General features: G+C 62.0%; 18 protein-coding genes. 5 read left to right on the top strand and 13 right to left on the bottom strand.

Translation table 11 applies throughout. From position 1 onward, the window contains the following. Window positions 1-31 precede the first annotated feature (31 nt). Both V3330_RS09230 and V3330_RS09225 read left to right on the top strand, forming a co-directional pair. Window positions 32-1,279, top strand: a complete 1,248-nt coding sequence (locus V3330_RS09230; protein WP_354695124.1) for an MFS transporter — start codon at window positions 32-34, stop codon at window positions 1,277-1,279. A 243-nt stretch (window positions 1,280-1,522) separates the two neighbouring features. Continuing rightward, window positions 1,523-2,962 (top strand): DEAD/DEAH box helicase, encoded by a 1,440-nt coding sequence (locus tag V3330_RS09225; protein ID WP_354695123.1) that lies wholly within the window; start codon window positions 1,523-1,525, stop codon window positions 2,960-2,962. Between the two features lie 79 nt (window positions 2,963-3,041). Here V3330_RS09225 and V3330_RS09220 read toward each other — a convergent pair whose 3' ends face one another. Both V3330_RS09220 and V3330_RS09215 read right to left on the bottom strand, forming a co-directional pair. Continuing rightward, on the bottom strand, window positions 3,042-4,349 hold the full coding sequence (locus tag V3330_RS09220) for an MFS transporter (protein WP_354695122.1): 1,308 nt from the start codon (window positions 4,347-4,349) through the stop codon (window positions 3,042-3,044). A 281-nt stretch (window positions 4,350-4,630) separates the two neighbouring features. Beyond that, entirely contained in the window at window positions 4,631-6,271 is a 1,641-nt protein-coding gene (locus tag V3330_RS09215; protein WP_354695121.1) for a tetratricopeptide repeat-containing sulfotransferase family protein, read from the bottom strand. 210 nt (window positions 6,272-6,481) lie between these two features. Here V3330_RS09215 and V3330_RS09210 point away from each other — a divergent pair, with 210 nt between their 5' ends. Next, on the top strand, window positions 6,482-8,119 hold the full coding sequence (locus V3330_RS09210) for a right-handed parallel beta-helix repeat-containing protein (RefSeq protein WP_354695120.1): 1,638 nt from the start codon (window positions 6,482-6,484) through the stop codon (window positions 8,117-8,119). Between the two features lie 593 nt (window positions 8,120-8,712). Here the strand turns inward: V3330_RS09210 and V3330_RS09205 are convergent. The 10 genes from V3330_RS09205 to V3330_RS09160 form a co-directional block, all read right to left on the bottom strand. Next, the gene (locus tag V3330_RS09205) at window positions 8,713-9,537 is read right to left on the bottom strand and encodes an FTR1 family protein (RefSeq protein WP_354695119.1); all 825 of its coding nucleotides are present in this window, start codon (window positions 9,535-9,537) and stop codon (window positions 8,713-8,715) included. Window positions 9,538-9,586: 49 nt separating this feature from the next. Then, window positions 9,587-9,892: a cupredoxin domain-containing protein gene (locus V3330_RS09200; protein WP_354695255.1), complete on the bottom strand. Its 306-nt coding sequence runs from the start codon at window positions 9,890-9,892 to the stop codon at window positions 9,587-9,589. 59 nt (window positions 9,893-9,951) lie between these two features. Further along, window positions 9,952-11,358: an ATP-binding protein gene (locus V3330_RS09195; protein ID WP_354695118.1), complete on the bottom strand. Its 1,407-nt coding sequence runs from the start codon at window positions 11,356-11,358 to the stop codon at window positions 9,952-9,954. After that, window positions 11,355-12,014 (bottom strand): response regulator, encoded by a 660-nt coding sequence (locus V3330_RS09190; RefSeq protein ID WP_354695117.1) that lies wholly within the window; start codon window positions 12,012-12,014, stop codon window positions 11,355-11,357. Before V3330_RS09190 ends, V3330_RS09195 begins: the two co-directional genes overlap by 4 nt. 66 nt (window positions 12,015-12,080) lie before the next feature. Continuing rightward, on the bottom strand, window positions 12,081-12,737 hold the full coding sequence (locus V3330_RS09185) for a tetratricopeptide repeat protein (RefSeq protein WP_354695116.1): 657 nt from the start codon (window positions 12,735-12,737) through the stop codon (window positions 12,081-12,083). Window positions 12,738-12,755: 18 nt separating this feature from the next. Beyond that, window positions 12,756-13,538 carry an SDR family oxidoreductase gene (locus tag V3330_RS09180; protein ID WP_354695115.1) on the bottom strand — a complete coding sequence of 261 codons (783 nt, stop codon included), beginning with the start codon at window positions 13,536-13,538 and terminating at the stop codon, window positions 12,756-12,758. Between the two features lie 33 nt (window positions 13,539-13,571). Beyond that, window positions 13,572-14,243 (bottom strand): iron-containing redox enzyme family protein, encoded by a 672-nt coding sequence (locus V3330_RS09175; protein WP_354695114.1) that lies wholly within the window; start codon window positions 14,241-14,243, stop codon window positions 13,572-13,574. Continuing rightward, window positions 14,240-15,754: an AMP-binding protein gene (locus V3330_RS09170; protein ID WP_354695113.1), complete on the bottom strand. Its 1,515-nt coding sequence runs from the start codon at window positions 15,752-15,754 to the stop codon at window positions 14,240-14,242. Before V3330_RS09170 ends, V3330_RS09175 begins: the two co-directional genes overlap by 4 nt. Further along, window positions 15,738-16,481, bottom strand: coding sequence for a thermostable hemolysin (locus V3330_RS09165; protein WP_354695112.1), 744 nt, complete (start codon window positions 16,479-16,481; stop codon window positions 15,738-15,740). The genes V3330_RS09170 and V3330_RS09165 overlap by 17 nt, the downstream gene beginning before the upstream one ends. Window positions 16,482-16,648: 167 nt before the next feature. Further along, window positions 16,649-17,857 carry an Aq_097 family APC-type transporter gene (locus V3330_RS09160; RefSeq protein WP_354695111.1) on the bottom strand — a complete coding sequence of 403 codons (1,209 nt, stop codon included), beginning with the start codon at window positions 17,855-17,857 and terminating at the stop codon, window positions 16,649-16,651. A 291-nt stretch (window positions 17,858-18,148) separates the two neighbouring features. On the opposite strand from V3330_RS09160, the gene katG reads away from it, so the two are divergent. Both katG and V3330_RS09150 read left to right on the top strand, forming a co-directional pair. Next, window positions 18,149-20,353 (top strand): catalase/peroxidase HPI, encoded by a 2,205-nt coding sequence (gene katG / locus V3330_RS09155; RefSeq protein WP_435791747.1) that lies wholly within the window; start codon window positions 18,149-18,151, stop codon window positions 20,351-20,353. A gap of 149 nt (window positions 20,354-20,502) precedes the next feature. Then, the gene (locus tag V3330_RS09150; protein WP_354695109.1) at window positions 20,503-20,847 is read left to right on the top strand and encodes a DUF6455 family protein; all 345 of its coding nucleotides are present in this window, start codon (window positions 20,503-20,505) and stop codon (window positions 20,845-20,847) included. A gap of 231 nt (window positions 20,848-21,078) precedes the next feature. Here V3330_RS09150 and V3330_RS09145 read toward each other — a convergent pair whose 3' ends face one another. Next, window positions 21,079-21,738, bottom strand: a complete 660-nt coding sequence (locus V3330_RS09145; protein ID WP_354695108.1) for a GntR family transcriptional regulator — start codon at window positions 21,736-21,738, stop codon at window positions 21,079-21,081. Window positions 21,739-21,827 lie beyond the last annotated feature (89 nt).

Below are 21,827 nucleotides of genomic sequence, written 5' to 3'. Positions count from 1 at the left end.
GCCAACAAGGGTACGGCCTGAGCGGATGGCGATGGTGTCGCGTCTGCGCTGGGTGATACTGGGGCTGCTGTTCGCCGCCACGGCGATCAGCTACATCGACCGGCAGACCCTGTCCGTCATCGCGCCCGTGCTGCGCGATGAACTGGGCATCACCAATTCGGACTACGCCTTCGTCCTGAGCTGTTTCCTGTTCGCCTACACGGTGATGCAGGCCGCGGCCGGCTGGCTGATCGACCGCTTCGGTACCCGCTTCGGCTTCGCCGTCATCATGTTGTGGTGGTCGGTGGCGACCATGCTGCACGCGCTGGGCGACGACGTGACCTCGTTCGCCATTTACCGTGTTCTGCTCGGCGCGGGGGAGGCCGGAAGCTGGGCTGCCTGCGTCAAGGCGGTGGCGGAGTGGTTCCCGGCCCGGGAGCGCGGCATGGCCAACTCCCTGTGGGGATTCGGTGTCAGTGTCGGGCAGATTGTCTCGGTGCCGCTGGTGGCCTGGATCACCATCGTGCTCGACTGGCGCCTGGCCTTCGTGTTCACCGGCCTGATCGGCTTCATCTGGCTGATCGCCTGGCTCCGCTACTACCACTTGCCTGCAGCCGACAGCGATCCGCCAGCGGCGGCGCAGGATCCGCCGCCGGCTGATCCGTCACCGCCCTCCGAAGGCGCCGGCTACCTGGCCTTGCTGAAAACCCGCAACGTCTGGGTCGTGGTCCTGATCCGGGTCCTCGTCGATCCCTGCATCTGGTTCTACAACTACTGGATCCCCACCTACCTGTCGCAGGGTGCGGGCTTTTCGATGGCGGACATCGGCAAGTATGCATGGATACCGTTCACGTTCCAGGGCGCCGGCCTGCTGTTGGGCGGCTTTCTGTCGGATCTGTTGTGCCGCCGCGGACGGAGCCTGTTCGCGGCTCGTTTCACCATCATGATGATTGGTATCGCATGTGCCGTGCCCGCATTTCTGATCGCGCTGGATGTGGCTTTCGGCGTCACCTTCATGGCCATTTGCATGGCCATGCTGGGCTTCGGGCTGTGGGCGCCCAACGTCATGACCCTGATCGGTGACGCCTTTCCCAACCGTGTTGTCGGCACCGTCACCGGCCTGAGCGGCATGGGGGCCGGATTCGGCGGCATGCTGTTCATGCTGGTGGCGGGACGGGTGATCGAGGCGCAGGGCTTCGGGCCCATGTTCGTGGCCGCCGCCGTGATTCCAATCAGCGCGGTGCTGCTGCTGTACTTCGGTTTCTCCCGCCGCCCGGAAGCCATGGCCGGGAGTCTGTAAGGTCTATTGAAAGACCGTCATACGCCGTGGCCGGAAACCTGTTACCATGCACACCGCAAACGCGCCGCACCGGTTGGCGCGACCGGCGGATTCGGCAATGAGGCCAGCCGCTGGACGTCACTTCTGCCGTACGCCCCCACGACCCTGTGGGCCTGCCGCGAGATTCGACCCCTGATTCCGCCCTGACCGGTATCCACCTGCGCCATGCGCCGGCGGCGGGGCACCTTTGGAGTAATTTCCCGAATGTCTTTTGATTCCCTCGGCCTTTCGGCCGACATCCTGCGCGCTGTGCGCGAGCAGGGCTATAACGAACCCACTCCCATCCAGAGCAAGGCGATTCCCCTGGTGCTCGAAGGCCGTGACATCATGGCCTGCGCGCAGACCGGCACCGGCAAGACTGCCGGATTCACCTTGCCGCTGTTGCACCGGCTCGGGCCGCGGCCCCAGAACAAACGGCCCAACGCCCCGCGCGCACTGGTGCTGACACCGACCCGTGAACTGGCGGCGCAGGTGGGCGAGAGCGTCACGACCTACAGCCGGCACCTGCCGACCCGCAGCGCGGTGATCTTCGGTGGTGTGAAAATTTCTCCCCAGATCAGCAAACTGCGGCGCGGCGTGGATGTACTGGTAGCGACCCCCGGGCGTCTGCTGGACCATGCCCAGCAGAAGACCGTTGACCTGTCGCGGGTCGAGGTGCTGGTGCTCGACGAAGCCGACCGCATGCTGGACATGGGCTTCATTCATGACATCCGCCGCATCATCGCGATGCTGCCGGACAAGGCGCTGCGTCAGAACCTGTTGTTCTCGGCGACTTTCTCGAAGGACATCCAGAAGCTCGCGGGCACCTTGCTCAATGATCCCCAACTGCTGGAAGTGGCGCCGCGCAACACGACGGTGGAACGCATCGAGCAGAAAGTGCATCCGGTCGATGCGGGACGCAAGCGCGAATTGCTCAGCCACATGATCGGCGCCGGCAACTGGCGCCAGGTGCTGGTGTTCACCCGCACCAAGCACGGCGCCAATCGCCTGGCCAAGCAGCTCGACCAGGATGGCCTGACCGCCGCCGCCATTCATGGCAACAAGAGCCAGGGCGCGCGCACCCGTGCGTTGTCGGAGTTCAAGAGCGGCGACATACGCGTGCTGGTGGCCACCGACATCGCGGCCCGCGGCCTCGACATCGACCAGCTGCCTCACGTGGTCAATTTCGAACTGCCCAATGTGCCGGAAGACTATGTGCACCGGATCGGCCGTACCGGCCGGGCAGGCAAGGAAGGAACCGCGATTTCGCTGGTGTCCGCCGCCGAGCGCGGTCAGTTGCGTGATATCGAGCGCCTGATCCGGCGGCAAATTCCGCAGGAAGTGGTGGCAGGTTACGAATCGAACGGCCGGCAGGCCGCCGAACCGCAGGAACGGCGCGGCCGCCGAAACCGCAGTCAGAATGAGTCCCGCCCCAACGGCCGCCGCCGGGGCAATTCGGGCAACTCTTCGTCGCCGAAGGCCGCCAGATCCCAAGAGGCTGGCGGACAGCGCCGCCGGGGGCAGGGCAAAGCCGCGTCATCGAAGCAGCCCGCCGTGGCGGGAGATCGCAGCCGGAATCGCAACCGCAGCCGCAAGGCGAGTGGCGGATCCGGTGGTTCAGGACTGCGGCCGTTGTCCGAGCGCATGTTCAGTAGCGCGTCGTAAGCGGGGGCGTTCGGCGCAGCCTGACCCTGGGCCATACCCGGTCCGGCCGATTCGGCCGGACCGGGCTCGCACGATCCGGTCATGACGGGGAGCCAGCCTCTGGCAGGGGACTTCTCGGGTCATTGACGGGACGCTTCAGGACCGATCCGGCCAGCAAGAGTAAGCCAGTGGCAACGGCCATTCCCAGGCCGGCGACAATGGACACCGCATAGCGGATGCCGTCGCCTCCGGGAAAGTAGATGTCGCCGATCATCGCGGTTGCCGTGGGGCCGAGCGTCATGCCGATGATGCTGACGAAGAAAAGATAAACCGCGGAAACGGTCGCCCGCATGTCGTTGGGCACGATCTGCTGAATCGCGGACACGGCCGAGCCCGCGGGCACGGAACAGGCGGAGAAGAACAGCACGAACAGCGCGGCAGATAGCGTTGCACTGCTCACCAGCGGGAAGGTGACACCTGCGGCAATTCCGATCGCCACCGCCCACGCCGAAACCCGCACCCGGTCGCGTGGCGTTCCACCCAGCCGGTCACAAATCCAGCCGCCTCCGAGCAGACCGATCATGCCGCCCACGATCAGCGCCGCCCCGGCCATGTAGCCGGCCTCGGCCAGTTCGAAGCCGTGCGCCCGCATGTACAGAACGGGCAGCCAGGAAATGGCTGCGAACGCCGCCATGTTGACCAGACCCACGCCGATACAAATGCCGAGCAGGGAACGGGCGTTGGCCCGGCTGAAACGCCACACCTCCAGGGTGGTGGCGGCTACATGTGCCGACTTTCCCGTCAGCCGGCGAGCCGGTTCGGGTATGAATACGAACAGCAGGCTGATCAGCAGGCCAGGTGCTCCCACGTACAGAAAGGCGGCCTGCCAGGCTCGCACGGGTCCCAGAAACGGCACCACGACTTCGCCCGTACTCGAGATCAACGCGATCACAACCGCGCCGATCAGAAAGGCCAGGCCGGCGCCGACCGAAGAGCCCAGTACGTAAACCCCCATCGCCACGCCGAGTCGGCGCGGAGAGAAGCTGTCGGAAATGATGGAGTACGCGGCCGGGGACAGGGTGGCTTCGCCGATACCGACGCCAATGCGGGCCAGGAACAAATGCCAGTACTGCTGGGAAAGCCCGCAGACCATGGTCATCAGGCTCCACACGGCAATGCCGGTGGACACGATCCGCACCCGCGTCGCACGGTCGATGAGCCGCGCGATCGGTATGCCGGCAATGGTGTAGAAAACGGCGAAGGCCAGGCCCTGGAGCAGGCTGATCTGGGTATCGGATATTTCCAGGTCGGCCTTCATCGGCTCCACCAGGAGTCCGATGATCATGCGGTCGATAAAGGAAAAAATGTAGGCGATGAACAGAGACGCAACCGTAAACCAGGCAACCAACGGCTTGGGGTACGGCTGCTCGCCGGCAGTTTGCGCAGTCAGGCCGAAGGCCCTTTACGGTGAAGCCTGTCGTACGCCATTCAGAACCTCGGAGTCCGGCCCATCATCAGTCTATTTATACAAGTTAGCACGGTGCGATTCGGAGCGTCAATCCACCTGACTCGGCGGTCCGGTGGAGAAAGGCGGGGCTTCGAATTCACTCGGTGCAGGATGATCCCATTGAATCAGTTCGGCAGTCGAGCCTGATGCAGCGAGGACCGTGGCGGGTATCCTGAACGCGTTCACGATGAATCCTCGGGGCTCAGGGCTTCGCGTGTCTGCGAGTCCTCGTTGGCGAGAATCCGCAGTGCCGGCGCCATCTGCGGCTCATATTTCCGCCACCGCCCGACCGACGTGCGGTAGATGGGCTGGCGAACCTGCGCGGCGCTGGCGGTGTTGATGACGGCATGGCCAGCGCTGGGGTCGAGACAGGCCGCTTCCCAGTCGAGCCCGCAAAATTTCAGCACCCGGCGCATGGTGGCTTCGGTTGCCGTGACGAGATCCTCGTAGTTCACTTTCAGTACATGCCCTGACAGCTGGGTCAGCCAGCGCCGGGTCAGTTCGCGGTGCCGCAGGCAGTGCCGGGCGGCTTCGGCCAGGTCGTACGAATAAGGATAGCTTCCGGGTGTGAACAGTTGCTTGAAGACGCTCATGCAGCTGTCCGCCGGGTCTCGTTCGACGCAGATCAGCCGGGCGTCGGGCAGGGCGCGGGCGATGAAACCGAGCAACAGGTGGTTGCCGGGCATCTTGTCGGTGAAACACTTGCCGGACAACGCGGAGGTACGCGCCATGCTCAGGTATCGTTCGCCCAGTTGTTGGAAGTCGAGATCACTGCAGTCGCGGGCCACGGTCTGTTCGAGAAAGCCGCGGGCATCATCATTTCCCAGCTGTGCCTTCAGTGCCTCGCGGAACGTGGGGAGTTCGCCGGCACTGGCCACCCGGCTGTGACGGGTCAGGAGCGTATCGAGCAGGGTCGAGCCGGTGCGCGGCAGGCCGACGATGAAGATGGGCGCGGTGTGGTTATGGCTTTCCGCTGAGCCCGGATTGGTTTCGAGGCTCAGGCGACTGATCTCTTCGTAGAGGAGGTCTTGTTCATCGCTCGAGTGGTGGATTCGAGAGCGCTCGATGCGCGCACCTTGGGCGTACCAGGAGAAAGCCGGCTCGAACTGCTCCAGGTCTTCGTGCTCTTTTCCCAGCGCGTAGGCCAGGCAGGCCTTTTCGCGGGCATGCGCGCTATCGCGGCCCTCCGCCTCCGACCAGGCCTGATGCAGGGTGGGCAGGTGATTGTCGTCAGGGGACTGTCTGCGCAGGCAGCTCAGGAGATACCGAGACTGTGCTGCCGGCGGGTCACGGGCGATGGCTTCGCGCAAACAGGATTCGGCGGTTTCCATCTCGCCGCGACTTTCATGGATGACGCCGAGCCGGGCCCACAGGGATGCATCGTCGGGCCGGTGCCGGGTCAGCAATTCGTACAGCCGGACCGCGCGCTCGCTCTGGTTCAGCAGGCGTGCGCACTGGGCCATGGCGAGCAGGTTGCGGAACTCGTGTCGCCGCTGGGTCATGGCCTGCCCGAGTTCGGACTCGAGAGCCGCGTAGTCCCCGCCGTGGCTGAGCGCATGCAGGCGCAGCGCCAGCACCTCCTCCGACATTCCGTCCAGCTCGAACGCCCGCCGCGCGGCTTCGGCCGCCGCCAGGAACCGCTCAAGGGCAATCAGTATCCGTGCCTGCAGAATATGGAAAGTAGCGCTTGCCGCGTCCTTCCCGGTCACCGACTGCAGGGTTCGGAGGGCTTCAACCGGATGGTGTTCCAGCAGAGCGGCTGCCTGTCGTAGGGATTCGCTCGCTTCGCTTTGATCGTCGGGCCTGTCACGTGAATCCGTCATGTCTTCACCACAGCCAGAATGAACGCGCGGCCTCGGGACTGCGCGCCTGGAACCGGTTCCATGATGAGTGTAACGGACGGGCCGGAATTCCACAGAAAATCCGGACCAACGGCGAGTCGGCTGTAGAAAAATTGCGATTTTGTCAGTGAATCGCGGCCTGGGTCGTTAGGTTAAGAGTAAGAGCCGAGTTGACTCAAAGGAACCACCTGCATGCGGTACTACATTCTTGTTCTTCTGCTGGCCGTGTTTTCCATTTCGGACGGGCATGCCAACCTGATTTTCGTCGACACGCTGGAAGACGAACTCAACAGCGATGGCGACTGCTCGCTGCGTGAAGCGGTGGAATCCGCCAACCAGAACATCGCGGTGGACGAATGCGAGACCGGCCAGTCGGTCCAGACCGACGATATCTTCGTGTTTCTCGCCGGCGATATCGAACTGGAGACCCCGCTGGTCATTACCGACCGGGTGACGATCACGGGCGGCGGCCGGGATACCCTGTTTCTCAAGTCCCGGCCGGACTACCTGACCCAGTTCATCAAGGTGGACATGGCAGACACCTCGCACGATTTCGAACTGAGCGATATCACCCTGCAAGGGGGCGGGGCCCGGCCCGACGCCTTCCAGTACTGTTGCGGCGCCCTGCAACTCATGGACGGCAACCAGTTCACGATCAGCAACGTCGCGTTTCGCGACAATCTCACGCAGATCGAACACCCGGATCTCTACTGGGTGGGCGGGGCCGCGATTTTCGCCGGCCCGTTGCTCAGCAGCCCTGACCCGCGCCTCATCATCGAAGACAGCGTGTTCGACAACAACATCGCGCGGGGCATTCCCGGATCCGACGACGGGGGCGACGGGCTCGGCGCCGCCATCTCCGCGCGCGAGGGCCAGTTGGGCGAGTCGGTGGTGAACCGGCCGCTGGCCGCGCTGACGATCACCCGCACCGAATTCCGGGGCAACGCCGCCGGGCGGGGCGGTCACGCCGTTTATGTGCAGGGGGATACCGACGTTTTCATCAGCGAGAGCCTGTTCGAGGAAAACTACGACGCCGTGCACGGGGGCTTTGGCGATTTCGGCGGTATCGTGTTTCTGTGGCTCTACGGGGCCGCCCCGTCCCGGATCACTGGCACCAGTTTCATCGCCAACGCCACCCAGAACGACCGCGGGGTCATCGTGCTGAACGACGGCGTGCTGACCGTCGACAATACCACGCTGTACGACAACCAGGCGCCGGCGTTCGAGGCGCGGAGCAGCTCGACCCTGGCCGTGCAGTACTCGACCCTCGTGGACAACAGTCAGCGCAGCATCGTCGGCGTGTCGGCGGCGACCGTGACCCTGCGTGGCGCCATCGCCTGGCACGAGGGTACGGTGTCTTCGGAGTGCGACTTCGAGCCCGGTGTCGGCTACACCTCGCTGGGCTACAACATCGACAGCGACGGTACCTGCGCCACCGAGGCGACGGACTACCCCGGCACCGATCCCGGACTCGCTCCGCTGGGTTACTATGGTGACGACGTTCCGGGCTTCGATCTGCCCACCCTGCTGCCGGGTGGCGCCGCCGTGGATGCCGGCGAGCTGAACACCTGCCTCGGCGCGCTGGGCGCGCCGCTGACCGCCGACCAGCGGGGCGAGACACGACCCGTCAATGCGTACTGCAAACGGGCGTTCGATCAGTCTTGCGTGGCTCAGAACTCGAACTCGAGCAGGAATCGCAGAGTGACATCCGGGCTTTCGCTGCCAAGGCCGAATATCGCGCCGGCTTCCCAGGACAGCGCCTTGCGGCCGCCGAGTCGGACCTGGCCGAGCATCGCCGGGCCGATGCCGCGCGTGTCCTCTCCGCTGTAGAGCTCCACTGCCGGCTCAAAGGCGCGTGAATACCGGTAACGCGCTTGCAGACCCAGCTTGGTTTCGGTTTCATCGACGATTTCCGGCCCCCATTCCCGGGCGACGAAGAAATTGGCCGTGCCGCTCCAGCGCCCCCATTCTTTTTCAACCAGCAAACCGGTGGAGTACTCCCAGGCGTCGAGGTCGCGTTCTCTTTCCAATTCGAACAACAACGCCCAGTCTGCCCAGTATTCTCCTTGCTCGGTCAGCTGCCACTGGGCTTCGAACTCGTAGGAATCGACGCTGAAACTGTTGTCGTCTGAAGCCTGACCGGTCAGATAGATCTCGGCAAACCAGGCGTCACCCAGCGAACGTCCGTAGGCCAGGCGATACAGCCGCAGGTTGTCGGATACACCGGGCTGGTCGTTCTGAAAAATCGCGCGCCATTCCAGTTCCTGTTCCAGCGGTTGCACATAAGGGTGATAAATCTTGTCGATGACGACGCCGTCGGCCCGGGCGGTGGGCGGTGTGAAAAGAGCCGTCAGCAAGGCCGTAACGGTGATCAGTTGAGTCGAGGGCTGGTTTTGCGGTGATGGGGGGACGGCAGGCATGGTTCAATTCGCCACGTGAATGAGGGTCGGCCGCAGGGATGCCCGCCTGCGCCATGCGACGCACATGATCCCGGTGAAACCCACCAGATACGCCGCCACTTCCCAGGCCGAAGGGGTGGCTTCGTAACCAACCAGCGCATACAGCAATCGGCCCATCAGGGCATGTTCCGGCAGCCAGCCGGAGGAATCCCAGAGCGGTTGAGTCGACGGAATCCAGTCGGCCTGGATCAGCAACAGCACCGCTTGCGCCAGCATATTGCCGGTAAACAGGGCCAGCAGGATAATGGCCAGCCTCATCGCCCATGGGAAGGGCAGACTGACCAGCGCATAGAACAGCAGGCAACCCATGCTCAAGCCGATACCGAAACCGATGCTGCTGCCAATCAGCACGGCCTGGTAACTGTCGCTTTGATGGATGACGCCCCAAAGATAGATCAGCACTTCCGAGCCTTCACGGGTAATGGCCAGCAGAACCGTCAAGGCAGCGGCCGTGGAAATTAGCCAGCCATGGCGCGCACCAGAGGGCCCGGACACACCCTCACCAGCCGGTGAACCGTCGAGAGCCCTCCACAGGTACAGCGTCAGCAACAGCGCAATCATGATCTGCAAACCCGCGTTCACCAGTTCCTGGCCGACGTAATCGAACCATTCGGAAACAAGCTGAATGTTTTGCGCATAGACGCTGGCGAATATCAGGCCTGCACCGATGCCGACGAGCAGCCATCGGGCGGGGCGGTGTTGCAGATGTCCCAGGGCGGTCAACACGCCGATCAAAAAAGCGGCCTCGAGTGTTTCCTGCAAAACCAGAATGACGGAACTCAGCAGCATGCCGACCCCCGGGTCGCCATCATTGGAAATCCGGCCGCCGGATCAGTTTTCATTTGGCCACCACCTTGCCCTGGGCCGTCTTTGGGTAGAACTCGCCGAAAAACGGATATTCACCTGGCGCCAGGGGACCGATGAAAAGAACGGATTTGCTGTTTCCGCCAATCACTTTCTCACGGTTGAGTTCGTAGCTCTCGAATTCCTCAGGCGTCGGGTCCTGGTTGTCGATGAGCAGTTTGACCTTGGTGTTGGCGGGGACCTCGACCGTATCGGGGAAAAACAGGTGGTCGCGGATCACAATCTCGACAATGGGCGTTGCCGCATATGCTGATGCGCTGCCCAGCATTGTCATCCACATCAAAATGATGGCCCGGACGAATCCGGACCGGTCGGAAACACAACGATACCGCGCCCTGATCATGTCGAACCCATCGGTTGCAGGCCCTCGCTTTTCTTGCCGCGCTGCTTATCCGTGGTGTCGGCCATCAGGGCCGGAAAATACACCCGGATGGCGGTACCGCCGTGAAGCCGGGAGACGGACAATTCGATCCGGGCATGATGCAGGTCCGCAATTCGCCGCACGATGGCGAGCCCGAGCCCACAGCCCGTCTCGCCCGAAGGGTGCCGATCTCCCCCCACGCGATAGAAGCGCTCGAAAACGTTCTGGCGCAGGGCTTCTGGAATGCCTGGCCCTGAGTCTTCCACACTGAGAACGACTTCCGCCAACGAAGGCGAGGACGTTGCAGGTATGTCGGCGGCAGAGGCCGGCATGACCCTCACCTCGATACGACCCCCGTGTGGCGTATATTTTCCAGCGTTCGACAACAGGTTCTGCAGCAGGCTGACCAGTGCGAAACGGTCGCCGCGTATCATGCACGAGTGTCCCTCGAACTCGACCAACTGGTTCTTCAGATCGAAACCCGCGTATTCCGACGCCACCACTTCCTGTGCCAGTGCGGCAAGGTCCAGCGGCACGAAAGTGGCGTTGTACTGGTCCGGCGATGAGCGATAAAGCGTCAGTATCTGTTCGATGATATGGGTCAGCCGATCCGCCGTGGCCTTGAGTTCATCCAGTTGCCCGGCCGGCACAGTCAGTTCCTGCTGCAGATTATAGAGCTGTACCTTGAGTGTGCTGATGGGTGTACGCAATTCATGCGCGGCATCCGATGCAAACTGTTTCTCCCGCTGCAAAGACGACTCCAGGCGCCGTAACAGGTCATTGGTCGAGGTGATGATTTTCGCCAGCTCGTGTTTCGGCGTATCGAGACACACGGGGCTGAGGTCCTCGGGTTGCTTGCCAGCCAGTTCGTCGGCCAGTTTGCGCAACGGGCGCAAACCCTGGCTGACGATCCACCAAATCAGGAACCCGATAATCGGCAAACCCATCAGTATCGGGAAAATGGATTTCAGAATAATATTTTCTGCCAGCGTGTAACGCAGGTCGGTCCGCTCCGCGGCGAAAACCCAGTTGTGCGAGGCAATATCCGCGTACGCGATGGTGCGCCAGCGAAATCCGTTGAAATTGGTATAGCCAAAGCCGGCCTTTCTGGGGCTCAGAGGTTGGTCCGGCGCGTTGGATGAGCGTGCCCGCAACTGGTCGCCCTGCCAGACCTGAAATGCGATATCGCTGTCATGGTTGATGTTTCTGGATGTTTCTTCGGTGTGAATATTCGCGATCAGACGGGCGGTATCCAGTAATTGCTTGTCAAACAGCCGATCCGCTTCCTGCATGCTGGACTGGTATCCCCGCAAGGCGGAAATGAAACTGAAGAGCGTGAGAGAGGCGAGAATGACGACAACCAGAAACACCCGAATGGAGGTCATGCCGCTTTGACCTTGTACCCCACCCCGCGCACTGTAGAGATGAATTGCGTACCCAGCTTCTTGCGCAGGTGATGTACATGAACTTCGAGCGTATTGCTGCTCACTTCCTCGCCCCAGCTGTAGAGCCGGGATTCCAGGGTGCTGCGGGTCAATACCCGCCCGGCACTCTCCATCAGGCTCTTGAGCAGCATGTACTCGCGGCGTGCCAGCTCAATTTCCTCGCCATTGACTGAAACCTGGCCACTGTTAATGTCCAGGGTGACCTCGCCGATGGTGATCTTGGACGATCGGGTGGTGCTGAGCCGCCGTTCCAGGACCCGCAGGCGCGCGAACAGCTCGGTCATTTCGAAAGGCTTGGCCAGGTAGTCGTCGGCTCCGCTGTCGAGGCCGGCAATCTTGTCTTCCAGGTCCGATCGCGCGGTCAGCAGCAGAACCGGCAAATCCACGTGATGAGCACGAATGCGTTTCAGCACCTGCATACCGTCCACGTCGGGCAAACCCAGGTCCAGTATGACGCAGTCGGGTGTTTCGGACTCCACTACATGCAGCGCTGCGGCGCCCGTGGCCACCGCATTGACGCTGTAACCCTGATTTTGCAGTGCCAGCTTAAGGGCCGTGGCGAGCGAAGGATCGTCCTCGACCAGTAAAACCAACATGAACCACTCCCGTAAACCCGGCTAACCGGACGTTTTGCCACCATTCACGGCGCCCGTCAGGGCGCATTACGGAGAAAGCTGTTTCTCCACCTCCAATAGTGCCAGCGCAATTTCCTCTTGTCGCCCGGCGTCAGCAATCGGGCGGTCCGGGCGAGGCGCGGCGGAACGGGCTTGCATCAGAAATTTTCGGGCCTCTTCATAGCGCTTCTGGTCGAGCAGAAAACTGCCGTAGAAATAATTGCTGTCGATGCCGTCCGGGTTGATGTCCAGGGCTTTGAGGAGCAGGGATTCGGCTTTTTCGTCATTGCCAAAACCCACGGGCCAGCCCGGAACGCTGTAGTACAGAGTGCCCAGGCTGGTGTAAGCCGATCCTTGCAGTGCGTCAGAGTCCAGATCCAGCGCGTGTTCCAACTCTTTCCGGGAAGCCTTGGCGTACTTGAGTGCACCCAGCCCGCCCTTGGCGCCGGCGTAAGTGGATTTGATGATGCCGCTCCAGATCCACGCCTCTGCCTGGTCCGGATGAGCCTGGGTGACCTGTTCCGCTTCCTCGACCAGCGATTTGAAGGCCGTTTCCTGGGTTTTTCCGGCAAGCTGATAGTTGATTTCGGCCCAGCGTTTCTGCAAGCGCTGAACATCCGGGTCCAACTGCGCCAGGGCAGGCCCTTGGAAGCAGAGTAGCAGCGCCAACAGCAGTAAACAGGAGAGGGTTTTTGACTTACTCATTTCGATACGCTCCTTCAATCAGGTTTGTGCGTGATGACGAATAATGGCCAGTTTCCTGACCAGTGCGTTGTGCACGAGGCCGGGGAACAGTCCGTTCAACCGCACGAACAGGTTCTCAGGCCAACCCATGAATCGTTGCCTGCGGGATCGGGCCAGAACGTTCATCAGTTCCTCGGCCACCTGTTCGGGACGGTCCACGCTGTTGCCCAGTGCTTTGTTCAAATCGTCAACCGCCCGGGTGTTCAGGTCAGTCAGGGTGGCGCGTGGGGCGAGGTACAGCACCCGGATGGGGCTGTCGGCCAGTTCACGCTGCAATGCCTCGGTAAATCCGCGCAGGCCGAACTTGCTGGCGCAGTAAGCGCTGAAGCCAGGGTGGCCGATGCTGCCGTATATCGAGCCGATGTTTACGATGGCCGCCTGCTCGTGCTGCCTGAGGACGGGGATCAGGCTGTGGCACAGCAAGACCGGCGCGAGCATGTTCGTGGTGATCATCTGCTCGATGCAGGCGCTGCTCTGCTGCTCGACAAACTGGAAGTCCATCACGCCGGCCGCGTTAATGAGCATTGCAGTTTCCTGCGCCCGCGCGTGTTCAAGCACCGCTGCGCGGCCGGTCTGGGTGGTGATATCGGCCACCAATACCCTGTGTTTTCCGGGCAGGGACCGATTGAGGTCCTGCAAGGTTTCCTGGTTTCTTCCCACCAGGGTCAGAAGCGCCCCGCCTTGCGCCAGCCGGTTCGCAATGGCCCGGCCAATGCCTCCCGAAGCGCCCGTAAGCAGTGCCTTCGTGTTTTCAACGTTCATGGAGTCCTTCCGGAATGGGGGTCGCGGGCATCATCAGGCCGCCAGGGTGTGTCCGGAGGGAGCATCGAGCGCGCGGAAGATGTTCCCGTACAGGGTGTAGAACACCCGGGCACAGTGCACGATCCGTGCGCGATCACGCGAGTCGTCGATCCGATTGACCAGGTTTTCGAAGAACTTCACGTGCTCCACGTCCAGCGCGCCGTGGGAGTACAGGTAGCTGAATGCTTTGCGGGGCAATCCCAGGGACTCGCGGATGCGATTGGCCGCCTCGTCCGCAATGCTGATGCTGGTTCCCTCGAGCACGTGAACCATGCCGAAAAAGCCGACGGGGTTGCCACGCTGTACCGTGTCGTAGGCATAGCTGACCATCAGTTCGGTGGGCATCAGCGGCGAGGCGTTTCTGACCGCTTCAGCATCGTGGCCGCAGGCCGCGATGTCGTTGAGTATCCACTCCTGGTGGCCCAGTTCCTCCTCGATGTACTCGGCGACCGCGTTGCGCAGCCATTCGTAGCGTTCCGGCAAGCGGGCTCCCGTGGCCATCAGCAAGGGCACAGTGTGTTTTACGTGGTGATAAGCCTGGCTCAAAAATGCGACATACTCGTCGAGCGAAATCCGGCCGGCGAGTGCTTTGCCAATCAGCGGCGCGGCCAGCAGTTCCTGCCTTTGAGCCCGGGTTTCGTTTTGCAGTTCTTCAAAAAAAGTCATGCGGTTTTCCATCGATCCATTGTTTGAGATTGGCCAAGGCCATCCGCGTTTGCGTAAAGGGAGTCGATCTGCGGCGCGAATTGCCTCTGGATGGCCGCGCGGCGCGGTCTGCCGTTGGCGGTCAACAAGTGGGTCTGGCTGTGCAGTGGCCGGGGCAGGCGACTCCAGCGCCTGACCCGGGCGTAATCGGGAAGACGTTTGTTCGCGCGTTCGACGGCCTGTTCGATGCTTTGGTCGCTGGTGCCCGAATCCCGAGGCGAGAGCAGGGCAACGCAATAGGGGCGGGCGTCACCCAAGACGATGCACTCGGTGAGGTCACCATCGGCCAGCAGTTCACTCTCGACCCATTCCGGATTGATGTTGCGGCCAAAGCTGGAGATCAGCAGGTTTTTGCGCCGCCCGCTGATCTGGATGAAACCGTCGTCCGTCACACGGCCCAGATCACCGGTCGCGATGTGGCTCTGCCCCCAGGATTGCGGCTCAGCGAGGTATCCGAGCATGGGGTTTCCGGAAACCATGATTTCTCCGTTCTCGATGCCCACCTGCAGATGTGGCAGGACCTTGCCGCAGCTGCCCGTCTGCCGTTCCGCTGGTGTATTGAGGCTGACCACCGAAGCGCATTCAGACAAACCGTAACCCTCGAAAGCGGGAATCGCGTGTCGCTGCGCGCGCTGCAGCAGGCCCGGCGCGACGCGGGCTCCGCCCACGGCTACGAACTTCAGTGAGGAAGGCGGCGTCCAGCCGCTTTCGGCGGCGCTGACCGTCAGCTGCAGAAGCTGTGGCGTAAGGATGATGCTGTCGGGCCGCCATCGTTCCAGCGTGGTCAGGAATCGTTGCGGGTCAATCGACGAACTGCCGGTGAAACCCACTTCGGCCAGGCCGGGCAGGCATACTTCACCGCCGCAGAGCAGTGGCGTGTAAATGCCGGCAATGTTTTCCAGCAAGGTCGCGAGCGGCAGCAGGCAAAGGTGCCGTGGCTGTGCGAGCCCGACTCGGTCGGCCAGTGCCCGCGCCTCGATCAGCTGTTGTTCCAGGCTCAGGCAAACCCCTTTCGGCTGGCCGGTTGAACCGGACGTAAACGTGATTTTCTGTGTTCCCGGGGGCATCTCCGGATCTGTATCGCCAGGCGGCAATCGGAGCAGTTGCAAAGCGTCTGGCAGCGGCGTTTTCAGTTCCGAAACGCGGGTTTCCGGGTCACCGGAATACTCCGGGATCGCATTGGTGATTACGGCGTCCACGCTCGCCTTGTGTATCACGTGCTTGCGCTGGGAGGAGCTGAAAAAGCCCGGCAGTGGCACCAGGCAGATACCGGCCAGTTGACAGGCCAGGTCCACCATCAGCCAGGCAATACCGTTGTCGGACTGCAGGGCCAGAATCCTGATGCGGTGCTCGTTCAGTTCAGCGGCCAGCTGCCGGACGCGCGCGGCGAGGGCCTGCCCGGTCAGGGCGCCGTTGACATCGCGGGCAACGATTCGTTGCGAGGCTGCCGCCGAATCAAGCGGTGAAAGCACGGGTGGACACCAGTGGCTGTCCGGTCTGAAGCAATGGCGTCAGCACCTGTATTCGCTGCTGCAGCAAGCCGAGCAGTGCTGCATGCAAACGGCTGCGGGTCAGTCTGGACAAGGCGGCTTTCACCGAACTGGCGTAGACCATCGGCTTGCTGTCGTAATAAGAACCCCAGTCCGACTGTTGCGAACCCTCCAGCCGTGCCGGGTCTGCCGGGCAGAGTGTGTGGAGTTTCAGGCCAAGACGTTCAACACCCTTTCTGACCTGGAGTGTCGCCGTAAACGTGGCCCAGGAGAATCCGGCGCTGTGCAAAAGACCCGTGAGCAGCAGAAACAGCAGTTGGCTGGCGCCGCCCTCGGTCGAAACCAGGTTGCCGAGCTCAACGATCCCCTCGCGCGTCACGGGCTCGCCAACTCGCTTGCCAAGCTTCGTTTCCACGGTGGTGTCCAGGTAATTCTCGAGAAAAAGACGGCTTTGAGCTGCCGGCCGTATCCCGGCTACAGCGGTGATGTGTGCCTGGCAGCGCATGGTCAGCAAGGCTGGCATGAAGTCGTGAATTTCCGCCTGGTGCGCCCGGCGAAACTGGCCCGCGATGTAATTGGTGACATCAAGGCGATCCGTGGATCGCGGCAGGCACAGATCAAATTCCGGGCACGGCGACAGTAAGCGCGAAACACGCTTCAGGGTTCGGGGTGAAACCCCATCTTGCACACAGGCGTTTATTGCAACCATCGCAGGCATACTCGCTATAACGATGTTGGACAGCCTACGTGCCGAACCTTAAGGAAGCCTTAAGGCTGGAAAAGGTCTTCCGGGTCTGCTCCGGGCGCGGATGCCGGGCCCCAACGATGCCCGCTGCGGGCCTGGGGTCCGGTTTGGCATGGGCCGGGGCCGGGGATTCAGATTGCAGGCGGTTTGGCGAGGACGATGATGAGGGCGGCGCAGAGAATACAGAACGCAAACAGGCTGGCTCGGCCATGCTGTTTCAGCCGGTGGGCGGAAAATGCCGCCAATCCGGCCTGCAAACCGTAGTAAACAACGAACGCTTTCGAGGCGTAGGTGATGATTTCATAGATGTTGGCCACCCAGATGATGCCGATCGAGATGGTGGCCACGATGAGATTGCCGACATTGACCGAAACGCGCTTCCCGGAAGTTTCGTAGATCAGGCCGCCTGCGCCGTTCATGTCGGCGATCGCGGCCGATGATTGGGAGGCGAGGGCCGCCAGGATGATTGCCGGGGCAACGGCGAGTCCGACCGGGCGCAACATGTCGATGATGGCTGTTTCGCCACCCTGCTCGGGAAGGTCACCGGTAAAATAGGGTGTCAACAACAGTATGAAAGTGATGTAGATCAGCGTCGAGATCCACTGGGCACGGCGCATGGTTCGGATACGCAGGCCGGCATCATAAGAGTTGCCGAGGTAGCGCGAGGTTTCGTATCCCTGGACCAGAATCACGAGACCCAGAAGAATGCGGACACTGTCGCCGTTCGACGTGCCCGAGATGTCTGGCCACACATAAGCGCCGGTAACTGCGGAGTGGGTTTCGACGAACGCGAGCAAGGAGATCAGGCCGGCGATGACGGCCAGTTTGATGCCCACCGTGAAGACCTCGAGATCTTCCAGTGCCCTCAGGCCGCCAGACATGCCAACCAGCCCAAGCAGGGCAATCGTCGCGGTGGCGCCGATGCGAATCCACAACGGGTCGACGATCCCGCCAAGGCGCAATCCAAAGGCCGCGAACAGACTCACGTAGTAGGCGACGGAAATGAAATAGGCTGCAGTGAGTGCGAGGTCAGAAGTCAGTTCGAGACTTCGGACCAGCGGCAGCCGGGCCCAATTCGCGTTATTTTCGATGTGCGCGATGTTGTGGCGAATGGCCGCGCCGAACAGGTATCCAAGTCCGCACAGCCCGAGCATGGCGAGCACGGCAAAATTCCCTGCCGCGTGCGCCAGAATCGGACCCGCCACCAGAAAACCAGACCCGATGATCGATGCGAGTGGCGTCACGGTGGCGCGCCAGGTCTTTGAATGAAGTAGCGCGGGCCGGAACAGCCAGGTAGCCGTCGCCAGGGCCACCAGGATTAGAATGATGTTATGGGTCAAAGCAGGTCAGCGTTTCCTTGCATTCAGATCAATGATGCACCGTTCTGGCCGGCCGAGCCAGGTGCAGATCAGCGTGCGGTGAGCCGGCTGCCGGGCCGGCCCGGACACCCTGGGTCCGCTGAAGCCGATCGGCGTCGCCAAATATTCAGACGCCATGAGGACGAGGGCGATAGCTTCCAGCGATTGCCTCCATCTGAAATAACAATTCGCTTTCGTGTCGCCAGTGGGACTATGTTTAAGGTAAGCCGATAGGCATCCTGAACCGGGAGTCCAATGATGATCAATCGAAGCATGTATCTGATCGCCGCTCTGGCGATCGCGTTGTCGACCACGGTCGCGACGGCGCCCGTATTCGCCGAATCCATGACGAAGACCAATCGTTTCTGGTGGCCCGAGCAACTCGACCTGGGTCCGTTGCGCCAGCATGGCGCGGAGTCCAACCCGCTGGGCGAGGACTTCGACTACGCCGAAGCATTTTCCGCCCTGGACCTCGACGAGGTGAAACAGGACATTGAAACCGTCCTGACCACTTCCCAGGACTGGTGGCCCGCGGACTATGGCCACTACGGCCCCTTCATGATCCGCATGGCCTGGCACAGCGCCGGCACTTATCGGGTGGCGGACGGCCGCGGCGGCGCAGGGGGCGGGCAACAGCGATTCGAACCCTTGAACAGCTGGCCCGATAACGCCAACCTCGACAAGGCCCGGCGCCTGTTGTGGCCGGTGAAAAAGAAGTACGGCCGCAGCCTTTCCTGGGCCGACCTGATGGTGCTGACCGGTAATGTTTCCCTGGAGTCCATGGGGTTCACCACCTATGGCTTCGCCGGCGGGCGTGAGGACGACTGGGAAGCGGACCTCGTGTACTGGGGCCCGGAAGACGAATGGCTGGCCGACGAGCGATATCACGGCGAGCGGGAGCTGGAAAATCCGCTGGCCGCGGTGCAGATGGGCCTGATCTACGTGAATCCGGAGGGTCCCAACGGCAACCCCGATCCGGTGGCGGCGGCCAGAGACATTCGTGACACCTTTGGCCGTATGGCCATGAACGACGAGGAGACCGTCGCCTTGATCGCCGGCGGGCACACTTTTGGCAAGGCCCATGGAGCCGGTAAGCCCGGCGACTGCGTGGGCGCCGAGCCGGCGGCCGCCGGCATCGAGGAGCAGGGCTTTGGCTGGATGAGCGAATGCGGCAAGGGTAACGCGGAAGACACCATCACCAGTGGCCTGGAAGGTGCCTGGTCGGCCAACCCCATCGCCTGGACCTCGCAGTACCTCGACAACCTGTTCGCCCACGAGTGGGTGCAGACCCGCAGCCCTGCCGGCGCCGTCCAGTGGGTGCCGGAGAACGCCGATGCGCTGCGCATCGTGCCGGATGCGCACGTCGCCTCGGAGCGGCATGCGCCCATCATGTTCACCACCGACCTCTCGCTGAAGTTCGATCCCGAGTATCGCAAGATCGCCAAGCGGTTCCAGGAAGACCCGGAGGCGTTCCGGCTGGCCTTCGCCAAGGCCTGGTTCAAGCTGACGCACCGCGACATGGGCCCGCGCACCCGCTACCTGGGTGCCGAAGTCCCGGATACCGACCTGCTGTGGCAGGATCCGGTGCCGGCGGTTGATCACGAATTGATCGGCGCCGGGGACGTTGCTCAACTCAAGGCCGATATCCTGGATTCCGGCCTGACCGTGCCGCAACTGGTGCGCACGGCCTGGGCCGCGGCCTCCAGTTTTCGTGGCACCGACCTGCGCGGCGGCGCCAACGGGGCGCGTATCCGCCTCGCGCCGCAAAACGACTGGCAGGCCAACGATCCGGCTGAGCTGGCCAAAGTGCTGAAACAGCTCGAATCGGTACAGCGGGACTTCAATCGCTCACAGTCCGGCGACACGCGGGTTTCGCTGGCCGACGTGATCGTGCTGGGCGGGGCCGCGGCCATCGAAAAGGCCGCCCGAGATGCCGGCTACGAGGTGACGGTACCGTTCGTGCCCGGCCGGACCGACGCCACCCAGGCACAGACCGACGTGAACTCCTTTGCGGTCCTCGAGCCGACCGCGGACGGTTTTCGTAATTACTACGGCGAAAGCAGCCGGCACTCGCCGGCCGAAATGCTGGTCGACAAGGCCAACCGGCTGACGCTTTCGGTACCGGAGATGACGGTGCTTGTCGGTGGCCTGCGCGCGCTGAACGCCAATGCCGGCGGCGTGGCACACGGTGTGTTCACGGATCGCCCGGGCGAGCTCACCAATGACTACTTCGTCAACCTGCTGGACATGTCCACCGCCTGGTCGAAGTCGACCACGGAAGGCATCTACGAAGGCCGTGGTCGCGCGAGCGGCACCGTGAAGTGGACAGCCACCCCGGTCGACCTGATCTTCGGATCGAACTCCGAGCTGCGCGCGGTCGCCGAGGCCTATGCGGCCGACGACGCGGATGACCGCTTCGTGCAGGACTTCGTGGCGGCCTGGACCAAGGTGATGCGCCTCGACCGCTTCGATCTCTGATCGAAACCACGGTAACAGCGGCGGCGCTGCAAGGGCGCCGCCGCGATCGAATGCGGGCAGGCTCAACCGCGCATTGGGTGACTTGAGTCATGGCAGTCCTGTGGGATTGGTTCACCGTTAATAAAGGTGGTTTACACAGGCTCTCCCACATGAACGGCTACGTTATCGCAATCACACTGGTGTTCACCGCCGCGGCGTTTACCGGTTTGTTCCTGCTGTACAAGTCCGACATGTCGCAGCGGCGCATGCGACGGATGCTGCGGCGCAACGGGCTCAATCCGAGAATCCTCGATGAACACGACTTCGAGACGATCGCGAAGCGGGTCCGGCATCGTTGCGAGAAGTGTCAGTCCGAAGATGTCTGTGAACGCTGGCTGGCGGGCGAACTTCCCGGGGCGAATGATTTTTGCCCCAACGCGCAGCTGTTTCGGGACCTCAAACAGGTGGGGGATTCACCGGCCAGAGCGGGAACGGGGAGCGATACCCGGCACTGAAAAACCCGGTCACCCGCTCTGGGGCGCTGGTGACGCCCCATTTTACGTGGCACAGGTCGGCCCGTCAGCGAGCCAGATTCATTTGCGCGATGACCCACAGTTCGATGCCGGAGGCACAGGCGTTCATGAATCCTATCAATGTTCGTAGGCCACCATTCCTGGTGGTATCGATCCGAATCAGGAATCCAGATGCATGACTGCGATCGTGATTTCCCGATGTGAGGAGGACTGTCAGTCGGCCCGGTCGAGAGCCTGCACCAGATCGGAGCCGGTCTTGCGGATATGACTCTTGAGCAGTTGTACGGCCTCGCGTTTCTTGCCAGCCTTGCAGAGTTTGAGGAGTTGACGGTGCTCGCGATCCGCATCTTCGTAACTGCCTGACAGGGAAATCTGCATCCGCAGGTAGCGGTCGCAATCGGCGTGCAACATCTTGATGAACTGCAGGGTACGTTTGCGGTGGGCGGGCCGATAAAGTGCTTCGTGGAACTCCCAGTTGAGCTTGCTCCACTCACTGATGTCCGCACCCGGCTGTAGCAGGGTTTCGAAGCGGTCCAGAACACCCTGTGCCTCTTCCAGGTCCTCGGTCGTAATACGCGGAAAGGCGAGACTGAATATCCGGCTCTCGAGTGTTTCTCTCAGGTCGAAAATCTCTTCGACCTGGTCGGGTTCCACTTCGGTGACGACGGCGCCTTTGTGGGGCGTGAACTTGACCAGTCCTTCCGCTTCGAGTTGAAGCAATGCCTCACGAACGGGAATTCGGCTCACGTTGAGTTCTTCGCCAATCGCGACCTGCCGCAGAGGTTCTCCCGGCTTGAGTTTTTGCGACAGGATCATTTCGCGTATCTGCTCGAGAACCAGCGTCGTGATTGTCTTTTTTTCCAGTCCAGCCATCGGGTTTCAATGCTTGTCAGGTGATGCCGCCGTTGGTGTAATTGTATTTGTATATTTTATTAAGAGCAAAGAACGACGGTAATTGGCTC

The sequence above is a fragment of the Elongatibacter sediminis genome, assembly GCF_037892215.1.
GTDB classification, from domain to species: domain Bacteria; phylum Pseudomonadota; class Gammaproteobacteria; order Xanthomonadales; family SZUA-36; genus Elongatibacter; species Elongatibacter sediminis.
Note: the sequence above shows the minus strand (reverse complement) of the source record. Positions and strands in the feature narration are given on the sequence as shown.

What these genes read in the sequence shown, in the direction of transcription:
- V3330_RS09145 (WP_354695108.1), bottom strand. Translation starts at nt 21,738, where the DNA reads ATGGCTGGACTGGAAAAAAAGACAATCACGACGCTGGTTCTCGAGCAG.
- V3330_RS09210 (WP_354695120.1), top strand. Translation starts at nt 6,482, where the DNA reads ATGCGGTACTACATTCTTGTTCTTCTGCTGGCCGTGTTTTCCATTTCG.
- V3330_RS09175 (WP_354695114.1), bottom strand. Translation starts at nt 14,243, where the DNA reads ATGACTTTTTTTGAAGAACTGCAAAACGAAACCCGGGCTCAAAGGCAG.
- V3330_RS09195 (WP_354695118.1), bottom strand. Translation starts at nt 11,358, where the DNA reads ATGACCTCCATTCGGGTGTTTCTGGTTGTCGTCATTCTCGCCTCTCTC.
- V3330_RS09215 (WP_354695121.1), bottom strand. Translation starts at nt 6,271, where the DNA reads ATGACGGATTCACGTGACAGGCCCGACGATCAAAGCGAAGCGAGCGAA.
- V3330_RS09180 (WP_354695115.1), bottom strand. Translation starts at nt 13,538, where the DNA reads ATGAACGTTGAAAACACGAAGGCACTGCTTACGGGCGCTTCGGGAGGC.
- V3330_RS09190 (WP_354695117.1), bottom strand. Translation starts at nt 12,014, where the DNA reads ATGTTGGTTTTACTGGTCGAGGACGATCCTTCGCTCGCCACGGCCCTT.
- V3330_RS09205 (WP_354695119.1), bottom strand. Translation starts at nt 9,537, where the DNA reads ATGCTGCTGAGTTCCGTCATTCTGGTTTTGCAGGAAACACTCGAGGCC.
- V3330_RS09230 (WP_354695124.1), top strand. Translation starts at nt 32, where the DNA reads ATGGTGTCGCGTCTGCGCTGGGTGATACTGGGGCTGCTGTTCGCCGCC.
- V3330_RS09225 (WP_354695123.1), top strand. Translation starts at nt 1,523, where the DNA reads ATGTCTTTTGATTCCCTCGGCCTTTCGGCCGACATCCTGCGCGCTGTG.
- V3330_RS09200 (WP_354695255.1), bottom strand. Translation starts at nt 9,892, where the DNA reads ATGTGGATGACAATGCTGGGCAGCGCATCAGCATATGCGGCAACGCCC.
- V3330_RS09185 (WP_354695116.1), bottom strand. Translation starts at nt 12,737, where the DNA reads ATGAGTAAGTCAAAAACCCTCTCCTGTTTACTGCTGTTGGCGCTGCTA.
- katG (WP_435791747.1), top strand. Translation starts at nt 18,149, where the DNA reads ATGTATCTGATCGCCGCTCTGGCGATCGCGTTGTCGACCACGGTCGCG.
- V3330_RS09165 (WP_354695112.1), bottom strand. Translation starts at nt 16,481, where the DNA reads ATGGTTGCAATAAACGCCTGTGTGCAAGATGGGGTTTCACCCCGAACC.
- V3330_RS09150 (WP_354695109.1), top strand. Translation starts at nt 20,503, where the DNA reads ATGAACGGCTACGTTATCGCAATCACACTGGTGTTCACCGCCGCGGCG.